This window comes from Flavobacterium antarcticum DSM 19726 (assembly GCF_000419685.1).
In the GTDB taxonomy this organism is placed as follows: domain Bacteria; phylum Bacteroidota; class Bacteroidia; order Flavobacteriales; family Flavobacteriaceae; genus Flavobacterium; species Flavobacterium antarcticum.
In genome coordinates, this window is sequence record NZ_ATTM01000001.1 from 338,725 (window position 1) to 354,846 (window position 16,122).

Here is a 16,122-nt window from a genome sequence, read left to right on the forward strand (position 1 = left end):
CAAAAATGAATTTAGATAAAATCCATAACATTTTTTTCATCGGAATCGGAGGTATCGGAATGAGTGCTTTGGCGCGTTATTTTCATACACTCGGGAAAAATGTTGCGGGTTACGATAAAACGCCAACGGAATTAACGGATGAATTAATCACAAGTGGAATTTCGATTCATTTTGAAGATAGAATTGATTTGATTCCTGCTGAATTTGATAAAGAATCGACTTTAGTTGTAATTACTCCAGCAGTTCCAAAAACACATTCGCAATGGAATTATTTTATCGAAAGAGAATTTGAAATTAAAAAAAGAGCGGAAGTTTTAGGGATTATAACTAAAAACACATTCTGTTTTGCAGTTGCAGGAACACATGGAAAAACGACAACGTCAAGTATTTTGGCACATATTTTATTCCAAAGTGGCGTAGATGTGACTTCGTTTTTAGGAGGAATTGTTGAAAATTATAATTCAAATTTAGTTGGAAATGGTAAGACCGTTACTGTTGTAGAAGCGGATGAATTTGACCGTTCGTTTTTGCATTTACATCCCAACATCGCTTGCATCACGTCAATGGATGCAGACCATTTAGACATTTACGGCGACAAGGCTTCCATCGAAGCTTCGTTTGAAGAATTTGCCTCGAAAATTGAAAATAAAAATAATTTGTTTGTAACCACGCAATTGCCTCTTGCAGGTAAAACCGTTGGCGTAAATGAACCAGCCGATTTTGAAGCAACAAATATTCGCATTGAAAACAGTGCTTATATTTTTGACATAAAAACAAACAATGAAGTGATTTATGATGTTCGATTTGCTTTGCCAGGAAAACACAATTTAACGAACGCTTTGATGGCTTTCGCAATGGCAAAAACATACGGAGTTTCAGACGAAGATTCGAAAAAAGCGTTGGCTTCCTTCAAAGGAATCAGAAGACGGTTTTCGTACCAAATACAATCGGATAATTTGGTGTATATTGACGATTATGCCCATCATCCGACGGAAATTAATGCCGTTCATCAAGCGGTTTCAGAATTGTATCCGGGACAAAAAGTCTTGGCTATTTTTCAACCGCATTTGTTCAGCAGAACGAGAGATTTTGCCGACGATTTTGCAAAAAGTTTATCCGCATTCGATAACGTGTTGTTATTGGACATTTATCCCGCTCGTGAGTTGCCAATGGAAGGAATTTCATCAGAGTGGCTTTTGAGCAAGATGACCAACAGCAATAGCAAAGTTGTTAACAAAAATGAATTAATTAGCGAAATTTTAAAGAGTGACGCAACGGTCTTTGTCACCATTGGAGCAGGAGATATTGGTGCGATGGTACCAAGCATAAAAAAAGCATTGAATGAAAAAGTTTAATTGGAAAAACCTTTGGATTAACGCCAGAATAGTGCTGATGATGGGATTGGTAGTGTTCCTTTATTCCTTCACTTCAAAGCGAAATAATGCTCGAAAAACACAGAAAACGGTAGTCGAATTCGTCAATAAAGCAGAGCTTTTCGTCAGCTATGAAGCGGTTAATAAATTGTTAATAGAAAATGGCCAACAGTTGAAAACTATTGGTAAAGATAAAGTAGTTTTGAATAAATTGGAAAAAATGCTCAATGAACACGACATGATACAAAAGTCAGAGGTGTTTGTAAGCATTGATGGGGTTTTAAAAGCAATGGTAACGCAACGAACGCCCATCGCCCGAATTTTTAATGAAGAAGGTTCGTTCTACATTGACAGTAAAGGGAATAGAATGCCGTTGTCGAAGATTCAAACAGCAAGATTACCTCTTGTTTTAGGTGAAATTAACGACAAAAATGAAAAGGAAATGTACGACTTGTTGTGGTTTATTTACAACGACGATTTTTTGAAAAAAAACATCACCGGCATCGAAATTTTGCCGGGTGGAAGCTTACGAATGACGAATAGAAATTATAATTACGACATTGAATTTGGAAAAACCATCGAGGTGGAACGAAAATTTGACAATTATAAAGCGTTTTTTCAGAAAGCAGTGCACGACACATTAATCGACACGTATAAAGTAATAAATCTCAAGTTTACCCAGCAAGTGGTGTGTACAAAATAGAAGGAATATGGAAAAAGAAACGATTGCCGTAGGATTAGATTTAGGGACAACGAAGATTGTTGCTATGATAGGCAAGAAAAATGAGTATGGAAAATTAGAAATTCTAGGAATTGGTAAAGCCAAAAGCCTTGGTGTAGCACGAGGTGTGGTAAATAATATTACACAAACGATTCAGTCGATCCAACAAGCGGTTACTGAAGCGGAAAACCAGTCGGGTTACAAAATTAAAGACGTGGTGGTAGGAATTGCGGGTCAACACATCCGTAGTTTGCAACACAGCGATTACATCAGCCGTAACAATGCGGAAGAAGTTATTGGAGATAAAGACATTGATTTGTTAATCAATCAAGTACATAAATTAGCAATGCTTCCAGGTGAAGAAATCATTCACGTATTGCCACAAGAATTTAAAATCGACGGACAGTCGGAAATAAAAGAACCTGTGGGAATGTATGGGGGTCGTTTAGAATCTAGTTTTCACGTTGTGGTGGGACAAGCTTCTTCGATTAGAAACGTGGGAAGATGTATTCAAAGTGCCGGAATTGAATTGTCAGGAATCACGTTAGAACCTTTGGCTTCAGCCGATGCGGTATTAAGCCAAGAGGAAAAAGAAGCGGGTGTTGCATTGATTGATATTGGTGGTGGAACAACGGATTTGGCCATTTTCAAAGACGGAATCATCAGACATACTGCCGTTATTCCTTTCGGTGGAAATGTGATTACAGACGACATTAAAGAAGGTTGTTCAATTATTGAAAAACAAGCGGAATTACTGAAAATTAAATTTGGAAGTGCTTGGCCAGGAGAAAATAGAGACAATGAAATCGTTTCAATTCCAGGATTGAGAGGTCGTGAACCGAAAGAAATTTCACTGAAAAACCTTTCTAAAATCATCCATGCACGTGTGGTGGAAATTGTAGAACAGGCTTTCGCTGAAATTAAAGCATACGGACACGAAGACCCGAGAAAAAAATTAATCGCAGGAATTGTATTGACAGGTGGCGGTGCTGAACTGAAACACATCAAGCAATTAGTAGAATATATTACAGGAATGGACACGCGTTTGGGTTATCCTAACGAACATTTAGCAGGTAATTCGGATGAAGAAATTTCAAGTCCAAGTTATGCTACCGCTGTTGGATTAGTGATGAATAGTATTGCAAACGGTACAAATAGTGCGGTAAAATACCAACCAGAAATGGTCGAGCAAAAAGTAGTTTATCGTCAACCTGCACAAACTGTTGAAATTGAAAAAGAAGAAGTCGAAGAAAAAGTAGTGGAGGCAAATACTCCCGCTCAACCAGAATCGACACAAAGCAAAATTTCGAAATCGTTTTTTGATAAATATTTAGATAAAATCAAGAACTTTTTAGATAACGCAGAATAAAAAAAAGCTAGAAAAAGAATATATTAAAAAAATTAAATACCAAATAATATGACAAGCAACTCAGATTTTGGAAGTATTTCATTTGATTTACCTAAAAATCAATCAAATGTTATTAAAGTTATCGGTGTAGGTGGTGGTGGAAGTAATGCGATTAACCACATGTTTAAGCAGGGAATTAAGGGAGTGGACTTCATCGTTTGTAACACAGATTCGCAAGCGCTTGAAAGCAGTTCAGTTCCAAATAAAATTCAGTTGGGTGTTCACTTAACGGAAGGTCTTGGAGCAGGTGCAAATCCAGAAGTAGGTCAACAATCTGCTATTGAAAGCATCGCTGAAATTGAAAAAATGTTGGACATCAACACTAAAATGGTTTTTATTACTGCAGGAATGGGTGGTGGAACAGGAACGGGTGCTGCACCAGTTATTGCTCAATTGGCCAAAGAACGCGATATATTGACGGTTGGAATTGTTACGATTCCGTTTCAATTCGAAGGAAAAGTACGTCAAGAACAAGCCTTAAAAGGTGTAGAGCGTTTGCGTAAGCAAGTGGATTCCTTGATTGTAATCAATAATAATAAGTTGAGAGAAGTGTATGGAAATCTTGGTTTCAAAGCCGGTTTCTCTAAAGCAGATGAAGTATTGGCGACGGCTTCTCGTGGAATTGCGGAAGTTATTACACACCATTACACACAAAATATCGATTTAAAAGACGCTAAAACCGTATTGTCAAACAGTGGAACTGCAATCATGGGTTCAGCTACGGCAAGTGGTGAAACTAGAGCTAAAGATGCAATTGTTTCAGCGTTGGATTCGCCGTTATTGAACGATAATAAAATTACAGGTGCCAAGAACGTATTGTTGCTTATCGTTTCTGGAACAACTGAAATTACGATTGACGAAATTGGTGAAATCAACGACCACATTCAAGTGGAAGCGGGTCACAACGCAAACATCATTATGGGTGTTGGTGAAGATGAAAGTCTTGGAGATGCTGTAGCAGTAACGATTATTGCCACAGGTTTCAATGTAGAACAACAAAATGAAATTGTAAATACAGAACCAAAAAAAATCATTCACTCGTTAGAAGATGAGCAAAAGTTGACGCACAATCTTTCGCAAAATGTGATTGAATCCTTTAATTTTTCACAACCAAACTTTGAAGCAAAGTCTAACGAAGTTATTGTGCATGATTTGATGGAAGATGAAACGCCTGAAGCTACATCTGTTCCTAATTTGGTAACAGAATTTGCTCCAATCGTTACACAACCGACTTTCTCGTTTGATACTGAAGTGGTAGAAGACGTAAAGCCGGAAGAGCCTGTTTTTGAAATGCAAATTCCAGTTACAGAAGAGCCTAAATTCGAGTATAATTTAGTTCCAACAACTGAATTTATTAAAAATTTAGATGTGACTTTTGAAATCGTTTCGCCTTCAAAACCAGAAGCTGAATTTTATTTTACAGCACCAGAAGTAAAAGAAATTCTTGTTCGCGATTCGCAAGTAGTGGCTAATAAAATCGATGAACCATTGTTTTCTTTCGATTTGCCAATTGCAAAACAATCGATTGAGAGAACGGAAGAACGTGCGATTTTTGACTTAACAAACGAAACTAGAAATATTGAAGTAAATAAACCGGTTCAAGTGGTGCCAATTACGGAAGTAAATCAAAGTGGCGTGGTTCGGTATTCTTTAGAAGAATATATGGAAGTGGAGAACAGTTTATTGGAATCAAAACCATTAGATAAAGTAGCAGAACCAGAACGTGAAGAACTGAAAATCACGATGAAGGTGAATCCTGATTCGCAATTTGACAACAGTTACGAAGCAATTACGCCTACAGAAATGCCAATCGAAGAAGCATTAAGAATGAGAGCGGACGAACGTCGCAGAAAATTGAAAGAATTCAATTATAAATTTCACAACAATCCATCGCGTGTGGACGAATACGAAAAAGAGCCTGCTTACAAGCGCTTTGGAGTAGACTTGTCGACACCGAATTACAATAATAAATCGCGGACTTCATTAGGAACGGATAGTAACGACGACATTCAGTTGCGTTCGAACAATTCATTTCTCCATGACAATGTCGATTAATTAACTCAAACCAAACTTTGATAACCCGAAAAAATTTTTTTCGGGTTATTTTTTTTACCTTCGTATTTGATTGCTGCTATAGAAAGTAGGAGCGAATGTTTAGGGCATTTGTGCTATCCATTTTCCCGCTTTCCTTGCAATCTCGCCAAGAAAAATGGCGAGGATTTACACTCAATCGGGGCTATTTAGCCAATCATATCTCTAAAATCATAAATCTAAAATACTATGAGTCTTTCTGAAAGAATAATGGACGAAATTAAAACGGCAATGCGTGCGAAAGATGCGGTTGCGTTAGAATCGTTAAGAGCGGTGAAGTCGGCTATTTTATTGGCACAAACGGAAACAGGTTCAAAAGAAGCAATTTCGGAAGACGAGGAAATTAAAATTTTACAACGTTTAATCAAACAACGTCGCGAAAGTGCTGCAATATATCTAGAACAAAAACGACCTGATTTAGCAGAACCAGAATTGTCTCAAGCGGCGGTTATTGAGAAGTTTTTACCAGTACAATTAAGTGAAATGGAAGTGGAAGAAATCATCTCTCGACTTATCCAAGAAAATGAAGCTTCAGGAATGGCTGCAATGGGTAAAATCATGGGATTAGCATCAGCGGAACTAGCAGGTAAAGCGGACGGAAAAACAATTTCAACAATTGTAAAAAAGCTTTTGTCGTAACATAATTTATTGTAAATTCGCAGTCATAAATAAAGAAGGCCCCGTAGTTCAACTGAATAGAATATCAGATTTCGGCTCTGACGGTTACTGGTTTGAATCCAGTCGGGGTCACAACATTACAAACAGATGAGTCTTTAATGACTACAAAACCTCGGTCATTCCGAGGTTTTTTGTTTTTAAATCTATTAAATATTGTTAACGATTGTCATTTTCATTACCCCCAATTTAGCCCCCGTGGGTTTTTATCAACTATTTAATTATGTAGATACAATAAACATTGGTTAATTTAACGATATTTGACAAGTGTATTTATACTTTTAGAATTTGTTACAAATCAAACTACTTACAAATCAAACTCAATTAATATGGACATTGAATTAAAGAATAGTAAAATTAAAGCCCCTTTAAAAGGAGACGATGTTTGGTTGGAAGCAACGCCCGAAGAAATTGTGAGACAAAAATTTATACAGTATTTAGTTGATGAATTAGGTTATAATTTTAACCAAATGGCACAAGAACTTAAAGTTACAAATTCACAACGAGGAACTGGTAGGGCAAGTGCAGATATAGTTATTTGGAAAACAGCAGGTGCAAAGGATAATCACGAATTAGCCTCGATAGTGGTTGAGTGTAAGTCAGATAATGTTACTATTCAGCCAGCAGATTATTATCAGGGATTAAATTATGCGACTTGGGTAAGTGCTGATTTTTTTATTACGCATAACAGTAAAGAAACACGATGTTTTCAGGTTTACAAAGAAAAGATTCCAAAGAATTTAGGTGTTGAATTGTCGAGAATACCTACCGCAGAGGAACTTATTGACGATAAAAAAAGAGAAAAATTATTTCAGGATGAAAAGGTTTTCGAAAAAGATGAATTTGCAAAACTTCTACATCAGTGTCATAACGTAATTCGTAATAACGACAAACTTTCGCCAGAAGCTGCTTTTGACGAAATCAGTAAGATATTGTTTACTAAAATTGTTTACGAGCGTAATAATCAGAAATCCACCTCAACGAGTAATATTTTCTCCAAAGAAGAATTTCAAAGATTAGAAAAGGATTATGAGCATAATGTTCGCCCATATTTACAAGGAGATGATAAAAAAACTGACTTCGTCCAAATTATTTTTAGGAGAACAAAAGAAAAATATGCAAAAGATGCACTTTTTAGTGATAATGATAATATAAGAATTAGGAAAGAAAGTTTTTTGTCAATTGTAGAAAAACTACAAGTTTACAATCTTTCTAAAACATCTGATGACGTAAAGGGAATAGCATTTGAAAAATTTTTAGGCACAACTTTTAGAGGAGAATTAGGACAATTCTTCACGCCACGCACTATTGTAGAGTTTATGACAGAAGTGCTCGACCCACAAGAGGGAGAAAGAATTTGTGACCCATGCAGTGGCTCTGGTGGTTTTCTAATTAATGCATTCGAATATGTCAGAGAGAATATCAAAAATGATATCGAAAATCAAAAAGAAAAAATAAAATTAGAGTTTTTTAACGATGCATACTTAAAAAAATCAGATAAAGAAAAGGAAAAAACAGAGGGAATAGTAGATAAGTTGTTTAAGCAACTTAATGAGGAGCTAAATTTAGACAATACTAAAAGCAGATTGTATCATCTATCACATAAGTGTATTTTTGGAACAGATGCAAATCCAAGGATGGCAAGAGTATCAAAAATGAACATGATAATGCATGGAGATGGACACGGTGGAGTACATCACAATGATGGATTATTAGATGTCAATGGAATTTTTGAAGAGCGATTTGATGTTATATTAACGAATCCTCCTTTTGGATCGAGAGTTGACAAAGAGTTGAAAATCACGAATGAAGATAGTTTAAAAAACAAACCTCACTATTTAGATTGGTTGGCGATGTATCCCAATTATGAAAGAATCATTAATCTCAGAGAGAAAGATATCGCTGATAAACGGAAAATTGTAGATAAATTCGATGTAGGAAAAATCAGTACTCTCACAGAGATTATGTTTATGGAGCGTTGCATACGTTTACTTAGGAAAGGCGGAAGATTAGCGGTTGTCTTGCCTGAAGGAGTGCTTAATACGTCAAACCTTCAAAAGGCTAGAGAATATTTTGAGGGACGTGCAAAAATTATTTTAATAACATCTATACCGCAAGATGTCTTTATAGCTTCTGGAGCTACGGTAAAGCCAAGTTTAGTATTCTTAAAGCGTTTCACAGAGGAAGAAGAAGAAAAGTGGAAGGCTACAAATTTGAGTACAAAAATGGAAATAGAGAATATCTACGAAGATGAAATGCTCATTTTACAAGATAAGTTATTACAAAAAGGAAAAGATGCTCCTACACAAGAACGTAAAAAAAAGCTAAAAGTTCAGTTAAAAGAGCTCCATAATAAAATTGAATTAGATATTAAAAGTTTAGTAAAGGAGCGCTTTAATTATATAATTCCTTTGGTTGAAATTTCAAAAGCTGGTATTGATAGTAAAGGTGGAAGAATAGATAACGAATTACCTGAATTAAGAGACGAATACTCACAATATCGTAAGGAAAATAATCTGTGGGAAACTTCTTTAGCTAACAATTATGATTATCAAGTAATTGAAGCAAATATTTTCAGAATTAGAAATGATGACAGCGGTAACAAGATAGAGGAAGTTTTTTATGTTTAACATCAACTCATCATACAAATTTTTACATTTTGTTAATTCGAAAAGTTTAATCAATTGGAGTGTAAAACACCTACTTCAAGAAGATTTTGGCTACAATGAAAATTATTCATTAGTAGCAATAAAAAAGATTTTAAAAAGGAGTAAAGCTCAAGTAGATATTCAGGATAATGAGGAATACAAAAGAGTTACCATAAAAATCAACAATGGTGGTGTCTTCTTAAGAGATATAGAAGTAGGAAAAAAAATTGGAACAAAAAAACAGTTTTTAGTTCGAGAAGGTCAATTTTTACTTTCTAAAATTGACGCAAGAAATGGTGCTTTTGGTGTAGTTCCAAGTACAGTTGATGGAGCAGTAATTACAGGAAATTTCTGGACTTACGATGTGGATTATTCTAAAGTAAATCCACATTATTTAGCTTTAATTACTACTACAGACCAATTTATTTCATTCTGCCAGCGAAGCAGTTCAGGAACTACTAACAGACATTATTTGCAAGAAAATTTATTTTTAAACGAAAAGATTCCACTTCCTTCTATTGAAAAGCAAAAAGAATTAGTTGATGCTTATCAAAGTAAAATTGATGAAGCAAAACGTTTGGAATCTACAATTATTTCTTTAAATGAACATTTAGATATTGAATTAGGAATCTCAAATACTAAACTAGAAAGTAACTTAGGGAAACTAAACTTCATTGAATTTAAAAATATTGAAAAATGGGGTTTAGATCAGGTTTTTAGATCCAACACTAGATATGATGAGAAGTTCAAAGTACTAAAAATAAAAGATCTTTGTAATGTCGGAAGTGGAGGTACACCTTTGAGAAGTAACAAATCTTTTTACAATGGAACAATACCGTGGATTAAGACGGGTGAAGTTATTGGCGATACTATAATGAAAAGTGAAGAATTAATCACTTTAGATGCGGTTAAAAATAGCAGCGCAAAATTATATCCAAAAGGAAGTTTAATTATCGCAATGTATGGACAAGGAAAAACAAGAGGAAGGACTGCAAAATTAGGAGTTGATGCAACTACTAATCAAGCTTGTGCTGTATTGTATTCAATCAATAATGAACTTATACTTACTGATTACTTATGGATTTATCTCATTAATGAGTATGACAGAATAAGAGAGTTAGCTAGCGGTAATAATCAACCAAATTTAAATGCAGAAATTGTCAAAAACTATCCAGTTGTCATTCCACCACTCAAAGTTCAAAATTCTATAATTAATTTTTTTAATGAGTTAAAATACAATAAGAATGTTCTTTTAGCGAAGTCTGAACAGCTAAAAAAAGAGGCAATTGTAAATTTTGAAAAATCAGTATTTAAATAAAGAACTTTTATACCTTATGAAATTAACGAAATTAGAAATTAACGGTTATAAAAATTTAGGTCTGCATACAATTTTTAATTTTGAGAATTGTAGTAATTATGTAGCATTAATTGGTTTAAACGGTTCAGGTAAAAGTAATATACTCGAAGCAGTTAGCAAAATTGTACATAGTTATCATTATAAACAAAATATTCTTAGTATTGATGAAGGTGGTTTTGAATTTCTTTTAGAATATGAAATTGACGAGAGGAAAATTAAATTACAAAACAACCAGATTTTTGTAAATAATAAGTTAAGAAAGAGAAATGTAAAACAGCACTTACCTTCACAAATTATTGCATGCTACAGCGGAGAAGAGACGCGTCTATGGGAAGATGTCTTTGCTCAACCATATACACACTACTTTAATAAAGTTAAACTCAATTATTTAAATCAAAAATTACGCTTTTTATATATCAATAAAGATTCATGGGAAATTGCGTTGTTAACTCTTTTGTGTCATTCAGGAAGTCAAGAATTTATTAAAAATTTGATAGGTATTGATGACTTGCAAGATGTAAATATAACATTTGGTTTCGCAAAAAGTTACGAAAGTAGAAAGGCGAAATTTTCTATTGCTGACACAAGTGAATTAACTATACCACAATTCACTGATAGAATTAAGAATGAGCAGGAACAAGAAGCAGAAGGAATACTGAAAATCTCACAAATAGCAACTATTGATTTGGGGAATCTGCAAAATGAAAATCATAATAATCAGTGGTGTAGAAAATTATTTGATTTCTTATTCCTTGCAACCATGCGAACCAGAAAAAAGTTAATAACTAATATTAAAATTGAATTTAATAATAAAGATGTACGCAAATTAAGTGAAGGAGAAAAAAAAATAATACTTATTAAAACTATTTCTTCAATTCTAGCAGATAATAATTCTATAGTGCTATATGATGAACCTGATGTTTCATTACACATAAGTCGAAAAATAGAAATTAAAAATTTAATTGAGGACAATAATCATTTTACTCTTCTTACTACGCACTCGCCAAAACTTATTAAAGAATTATACGAAAAGAATGTCTTTATAATTAATGGTAATTCAGATAGAGATGATAGGATAATTTCTGCTACGCAGGTAGATCATTTGAACCATATTAGTGATGGTGAGTTTAGTTTAATGGATTATAATATAATAATGTCAAGTCGAAACCCAACACTATTGGTTGAAGGGAAATTTGATTTACAAATATTAAAAACAGCATTATTAAAACTTAATTTACAAAAATACAGACCTTTAGAAAGGTTAAATATTTTTCCGATAGGTGGTGCAAGTGGATTGCGAGTATTTTATAATTTAATTAAAAATTCTAATTCGCATGAAAAAATCATTGCTTTACTAGATAATGATGGTGCGGGAAATGCGGAAATAAAGGAAATCCTTTCAGTAGACGAAATTGAAGAATTAAGAAGAAATGATACATTAGAAAAGGATAATTTTCATTTTTTAATGTTACCAAGATTAGCAAGGATTAATGACTCTCAATTTGAAATTGAAGACTATTTTAATCCTGAAATTTTACAGAAAATCAGCAAAGAACTGATAGACACTTTTAGAGTGTTAAAGAATTTCACTATAAAGAAAGATACCATAAAGAAAAAATTTAATGAAAATTTGGAAAATTTAGATTCGCAAGAATTTGAAGATTTTAAAGTTTTGTTTGATAAGTTAATTGAAATAATCAATCAAGTTTAATAGGTTTGCACTGAAGGAAATTTCTCTCTACATAAAGTTTTAAATCTCCATTGTTTTAGTCCGTTTATTAATAGTAGGCAATAAAATTATGTGCGTTTCTTAAATTTAATATTGTTAAATAAATGTTATTTTTAAATTTTAAATTATTGAAATTCAATAACATGTCTTTTAATATAGTTATTTTCATACTATTTTTGTTACATTAAATTTGAATGCCTGCTATTAAGTAGGTATTAGTTATTAAATTTTAATGTTATGAAACAAAGTTATTCAGTAAAAGCAATTCTTCGCACTGACAAAAAGAGAAAAGATGGTTTGTGTCCAATCCACTATCGAATTACTGTAGATAGTAAAACTGTAAAATTACCGTCCAGCGAGTATGAAAAGGAAATTAATTGGAATAAAAAAGATAGTCTAGTTAAAGGATCGAGAACAAGCCAGATAAATTGCTTGTTGGATAGTCAGGTATCTTTATTAAAAAACTACCTACGCCAACAAAAATCAATCGGTACAATCTTAACATTAGATTTAGTGAAGTCCTTTTACTCTAAAACTGACAAAAATGATTTTTCTATCTTTTACGATGAATTTTGTAAAAGCAAGTTTAAAGAAGTGAGTTTAGGTACACAAAAACACTATTTATTACTTAAGAAAAGAATTTGTCAATTTAAACCAAATTTAAAAGTACAAGACATAGATCTAAAGTTTGTGGAAAATTTAGACGTTTTTCTTCGGAATAAGAGTGTCATATCAGATGCAGGATTATTTAACCGACATAAAAATTTTAAGACGTTTATTCGCTTTGCAATAAAGAAAAAAGTTTTAGAAGTAAATCCATACGACGATTTTAAAATGCCGAGATGTAAACAAAAATTTGGTCACATTACATTGGAAGAGCTAAAAATAATTAAAGAATTGGACTTGTCAGAATTCAAAAACAAACGAGGTTATAGTATCACAATAGATATGTTTTTATTTTCTTGTTATACGGGTTTACGTTGTTCTGATGTGCAAGGTTTAAAATGGTCTAATATAATTAATATGCAGCATCTTTCGTTGGAAACTCAAAAAACAAAAAAGAATGTAAATTTACCTTTGTCAAAATTAGCAAAACTTATCCTTATGAAATATAAAGCTAATAAAACAGAAAAAGTTTTTCCATTTAGAACGAACGAATGTTTAAATCGTAATCTAAAAATTATTGCTCAAATGTGTGAAATAGATAAAGTTGTTACTTTTCATATGGCTAGGCATACCTTTGCAACAATTCTTGCAAACGCAAACGTAAATCCTTTCCATATTGCACAATTAATGACGCATAGCAATATGAAACAAACAATGACTTATGTAAATTCTTCTGTAAATGCTTTAGGGAATTCGGTGAAGGGAATAAATGCTTTTAATTAGAAATCTTTAAAAAATTCTTCGGGTGATATTTTATGTACGTCTAATAATTTAAAAAAGGTAGTTAATGTAATGTTGCTACCTTTTTCTACTCTCCAATACTGTACTCTGTTTAAATCTTTGTCATAAGCGAAAGTTTCTTGGCTAGTATAACCAGCTTCAATTCTAAGTTCTCTAAATCTTTTAGAAACCTTGTCTAGCTCAAACAAATAATTTTTCTCTGAATCTTTCATAATGCGCGTGAAATTCCAAAAAATATACATTTAAGGTTACCGCATTTATATTAACCGCATTAATGTAATTTATTTATATTTGTTCAACTAATATTAATAGAAATGGAAGAAAACAATAAACCTACTTACGAGGAATGGAGAATTAAATTTCCAAATAGTACATTAAACGAATACTATTCGTGGATAGGAAAAAATGGACTAGTTTCACAAATTACTCGACCACAAGAAATTTATATTAGAAAAGAAGATAAAGTAAATTACAACAATGATTATTTTGCACTTATCGTTGGAGTTATTGCTTGTTCTCTTGGTTTAATTGGATTTTTTACTCCGTGGCTGTCAATTCCAATTTTTAATATTACAATTTCTGGAAACGAGATCAATCAACTTGCAAATTTTGTAGAAAAAATGAATCAAAATAAAGAAGTGATAAAAGATGTAAGTTATGCGAAATACGTATATGTTTTGCCAGTAAATCTAGTTTTATTGTTGTTAGCAAATCTTGTTAAAAATGGTATGCTAATTTCTATTTTTACAATTAGTTTAATTGCAGTAATCGGACTGGCTGCAAACTTTATCTTTACAAATATTCCTGAAGCATTTCCAATGTTTAGCTACGGAATTTACTTAATTTTTTTTAGTACAATAATTAATATTTATAACCTCTTCAATATTAAATTTTAAAAATTCAAATTCTACAATGTATATAACTTTTCAATATTAAGTAATTCTAAATCGTGATAAAATAATAAAAACATGATGGTAAAAAATTTTAAAAGCTCCGCAAGTGGAGCTTTATTATTTATAAACGTCTTAGAAATTAAGCATCTAAAAACATCATATAACACTATATAAAACAAGTGTTTATAAAAATTAGCAAAAATTTAACACTATTTCGTTTCAAAAAAAAATGAGTTTGTGCTATTAGATAGATATAACATAAAAACATATCTAATGATTAACAAAGAAAATCAATCTCAAAAATTAATGAAGTTGTCGATGCTAATGCTACAAAACGAACTTAAACAACTTATTTCAGATACTGTAAAATTAGAAATTCAAAACGAACTTTTTCTTATGGAATCAAGGAATGAATTACTCACTCTAGAAGAAGTTTGCAAAACATATAAATTTAGCAAAAGTACCATTGAACGTTATGTGAGAGAGGGTTTACCCTATAGCTCTAATGGAAAGGGCTGTAAGAGACTTTTCAGAAAATCAGATTTAGAAAAATTTAAAAAAATTAAAAATGGTAGATAATTTAAGATTTTCAGTTCAACTAAAAGAAAAGTATGATTTTGATTTTTTGGAAAAACATAAGAATGTACAAGGTTTTATAAAACACATTTTTCCTACTGCAACTACTTTCCGGTTATATTTATTTAAGGATGATGTAAGCGATATTGACAATTATAAAGTTCGCTCCATTCCCTCACTCGAAATTGGTATAGTATTAAGTGAGTTAAATAGTAGAATCGTTATAGAAAATAGTTTGAGAAAATGGTATTATGGCAAAAACTCAATGAAGGATTTTAATTTAAATGACTTTATAAATTGCTTGGACTTAATTTCGCAATTGCTAAAGATTAATTTTATTGAAATATTGAATGCTAAAATCTTTTATTTGGAAATTGGCGCAAATTTAAAATTCAGATCAGAAGATAAAACTATTTTACTTTCAATATTTGACCATGAAGATTTAAAAGGAATTTCATCTTTAAATAACAATCAAACAATAAGGTTAGAGGGAGTAAATAGAAAAATATCTATCTATGACAAACTACAAGAAATGTTTGACAAAAATAATTTCAGTAAAAAAATTTTAGAAAAATTGTCGGATAGATATTTTTTTGGAAGATGTGAAATAAAAATTGAAAAAGTTAGTGGAGTTCAATTTTCAAAACTTAAGACAGGAACACTTGGTGATTTAATTTTAAACTGGAATGAAGTCGCAGAATATTGGGAAAAAGAAATGTTCAAGATAAAGTTTGTTGAATTTTTATCACCACCTGTTATGCTTGCCTTAATAACAAAAAAAATTCCTTTGGATAATTTTATCAATTATTTAGGCATGAAAGAAATGAATGCATCTCAATTTAAATTTTTATTAGATGAGTTTTATAATAAGAATTATAGTCAAAAGGCAAAAGTTCGAAAAAGACTTACGCAAAATACAATGATGTTTGATTCATTAAAAGGAAGTCAAACTATTCCAAATTTCAATAAATTAGTATCTAAAAAAGCTAGGTATTTTAAAGGTAGTAGTAATAAGGGTAATATATAGCTAAATAAGCAAATATGAGAGAATATATAAGAGGTTCACCTCTTATAGAAAAAATTTTCCGTCGAACACATTGGTACGAGTTGTTTAATACGCGTAGAACACAAGTAGAACAAGTTCAATAGTTAGATGCAAAAATTATATGAACTCTACACGTGTAAAAAAAAATTAAGGAAGTTATTTATTATTTACGAATATATAAGTCTAGAAAAAACTTAAC

General features: G+C 32.0%; 13 protein-coding genes and 1 tRNA gene. 13 read left to right on the plus strand and 1 reads right to left on the minus strand.

Annotation, left to right across the window (positions count from 1 at the left end):
* Positions 1-5 precede the first annotated feature (5 nt).
* The 10 genes from murC (at position 6) to YWA_RS0101645 (ending at position 13,391) form a co-directional block, all read left to right on the plus strand.
* Positions 6-1,355 (plus strand): UDP-N-acetylmuramate--L-alanine ligase, encoded by a 1,350-nt coding sequence (murC, locus tag YWA_RS0101600; protein WP_022826747.1) that lies wholly within the window; start codon positions 6-8, stop codon positions 1,353-1,355.
* Positions 1,342-2,076: a cell division protein FtsQ/DivIB gene (locus tag YWA_RS0101605; protein ID WP_022826748.1), complete on the plus strand. Its 735-nt coding sequence runs from the start codon at positions 1,342-1,344 to the stop codon at positions 2,074-2,076. Before murC ends, YWA_RS0101605 begins: the two co-directional genes overlap by 14 nt.
* A gap of 7 nt (positions 2,077-2,083) precedes the next feature.
* Positions 2,084-3,463 (plus strand): cell division protein FtsA, encoded by a 1,380-nt coding sequence (gene ftsA, locus YWA_RS0101610; RefSeq protein ID WP_022826749.1) that lies wholly within the window; start codon positions 2,084-2,086, stop codon positions 3,461-3,463.
* A 48-nt stretch (positions 3,464-3,511) separates the two neighbouring features.
* A complete protein-coding gene (gene ftsZ / locus YWA_RS0101615; RefSeq protein ID WP_022826750.1) occupies positions 3,512-5,557 on the plus strand; it encodes a cell division protein FtsZ in 2,046 nt (681 codons plus the stop codon).
* Between the two features lie 225 nt (positions 5,558-5,782).
* Entirely contained in the window at positions 5,783-6,232 is a 450-nt protein-coding gene (locus YWA_RS0101620; protein WP_022826751.1) for a GatB/YqeY domain-containing protein, read from the plus strand.
* 37 nt (positions 6,233-6,269) lie between these two features.
* Positions 6,270-6,343 (plus strand) — tRNA-Arg (locus YWA_RS0101625).
* 254 nt (positions 6,344-6,597) lie between these two features.
* Positions 6,598-8,898, plus strand: a complete 2,301-nt coding sequence (locus tag YWA_RS0101630) for an N-6 DNA methylase (protein WP_022826752.1) — start codon at positions 6,598-6,600, stop codon at positions 8,896-8,898.
* Positions 8,891-10,234: a restriction endonuclease subunit S gene (locus YWA_RS15255; protein WP_022826753.1), complete on the plus strand. Its 1,344-nt coding sequence runs from the start codon at positions 8,891-8,893 to the stop codon at positions 10,232-10,234. The genes YWA_RS0101630 and YWA_RS15255 overlap by 8 nt, the downstream gene beginning before the upstream one ends.
* A gap of 16 nt (positions 10,235-10,250) precedes the next feature.
* Positions 10,251-11,984, plus strand: a complete 1,734-nt coding sequence (locus YWA_RS0101640; protein WP_157505276.1) for an AAA family ATPase — start codon at positions 10,251-10,253, stop codon at positions 11,982-11,984.
* 255 nt (positions 11,985-12,239) lie between these two features.
* On the plus strand, positions 12,240-13,391 hold the full coding sequence (locus YWA_RS0101645) for a site-specific integrase (protein ID WP_022826755.1): 1,152 nt from the start codon (positions 12,240-12,242) through the stop codon (positions 13,389-13,391).
* Here YWA_RS0101645 and YWA_RS0101650 read toward each other — a convergent pair.
* Positions 13,388-13,621: a helix-turn-helix domain-containing protein gene (locus tag YWA_RS0101650; protein WP_022826756.1), complete on the minus strand. Its 234-nt coding sequence runs from the start codon at positions 13,619-13,621 to the stop codon at positions 13,388-13,390. The two genes, YWA_RS0101645 and YWA_RS0101650, sit on opposite strands and share 4 nt — an antisense overlap.
* Positions 13,622-13,723: 102 nt before the next feature.
* Between YWA_RS0101650 and YWA_RS0101655 the strand changes: the two genes are divergently transcribed.
* From YWA_RS0101655 to YWA_RS0101665, 3 genes are all read left to right on the plus strand, one after another.
* Complete coding sequence (locus YWA_RS0101655; RefSeq protein WP_022826757.1) at positions 13,724-14,305, plus strand: hypothetical protein; 582 nt, start codon at positions 13,724-13,726, stop codon at positions 14,303-14,305.
* A gap of 270 nt (positions 14,306-14,575) precedes the next feature.
* Entirely contained in the window at positions 14,576-14,881 is a 306-nt protein-coding gene (locus tag YWA_RS0101660) for a helix-turn-helix domain-containing protein (protein WP_022826758.1), read from the plus strand.
* Positions 14,871-15,905, plus strand: coding sequence for a hypothetical protein (locus tag YWA_RS0101665; RefSeq protein ID WP_022826759.1), 1,035 nt, complete (start codon positions 14,871-14,873; stop codon positions 15,903-15,905). Before YWA_RS0101660 ends, YWA_RS0101665 begins: the two co-directional genes overlap by 11 nt.
* The last annotated feature ends 217 nt before the right edge of the window (positions 15,906-16,122 follow it).

Coding starts and splice junctions, on each gene's coding strand:
- YWA_RS15255 (WP_022826753.1), top strand. CDS start 8,891: ATGTTTAACATCAACTCATCATACAAATTTTTACATTTTGTTAATTCG.
- YWA_RS0101660 (WP_022826758.1), top strand. CDS start 14,576: ATGATTAACAAAGAAAATCAATCTCAAAAATTAATGAAGTTGTCGATG.
- YWA_RS0101650 (WP_022826756.1), bottom strand. CDS start 13,621: ATGAAAGATTCAGAGAAAAATTATTTGTTTGAGCTAGACAAGGTTTCT.
- ftsZ (WP_022826750.1), top strand. CDS start 3,512: ATGACAAGCAACTCAGATTTTGGAAGTATTTCATTTGATTTACCTAAA.
- YWA_RS0101620 (WP_022826751.1), top strand. CDS start 5,783: ATGAGTCTTTCTGAAAGAATAATGGACGAAATTAAAACGGCAATGCGT.
- YWA_RS0101665 (WP_022826759.1), top strand. CDS start 14,871: ATGGTAGATAATTTAAGATTTTCAGTTCAACTAAAAGAAAAGTATGAT.
- YWA_RS0101630 (WP_022826752.1), top strand. CDS start 6,598: ATGGACATTGAATTAAAGAATAGTAAAATTAAAGCCCCTTTAAAAGGA.
- ftsA (WP_022826749.1), top strand. CDS start 2,084: ATGGAAAAAGAAACGATTGCCGTAGGATTAGATTTAGGGACAACGAAG.
- YWA_RS0101640 (WP_157505276.1), top strand. CDS start 10,251: ATGAAATTAACGAAATTAGAAATTAACGGTTATAAAAATTTAGGTCTG.
- YWA_RS0101605 (WP_022826748.1), top strand. CDS start 1,342: ATGAAAAAGTTTAATTGGAAAAACCTTTGGATTAACGCCAGAATAGTG.
- YWA_RS0101655 (WP_022826757.1), top strand. CDS start 13,724: ATGGAAGAAAACAATAAACCTACTTACGAGGAATGGAGAATTAAATTT.
- YWA_RS0101645 (WP_022826755.1), top strand. CDS start 12,240: ATGAAACAAAGTTATTCAGTAAAAGCAATTCTTCGCACTGACAAAAAG.
- murC (WP_022826747.1), top strand. CDS start 6: ATGAATTTAGATAAAATCCATAACATTTTTTTCATCGGAATCGGAGGT.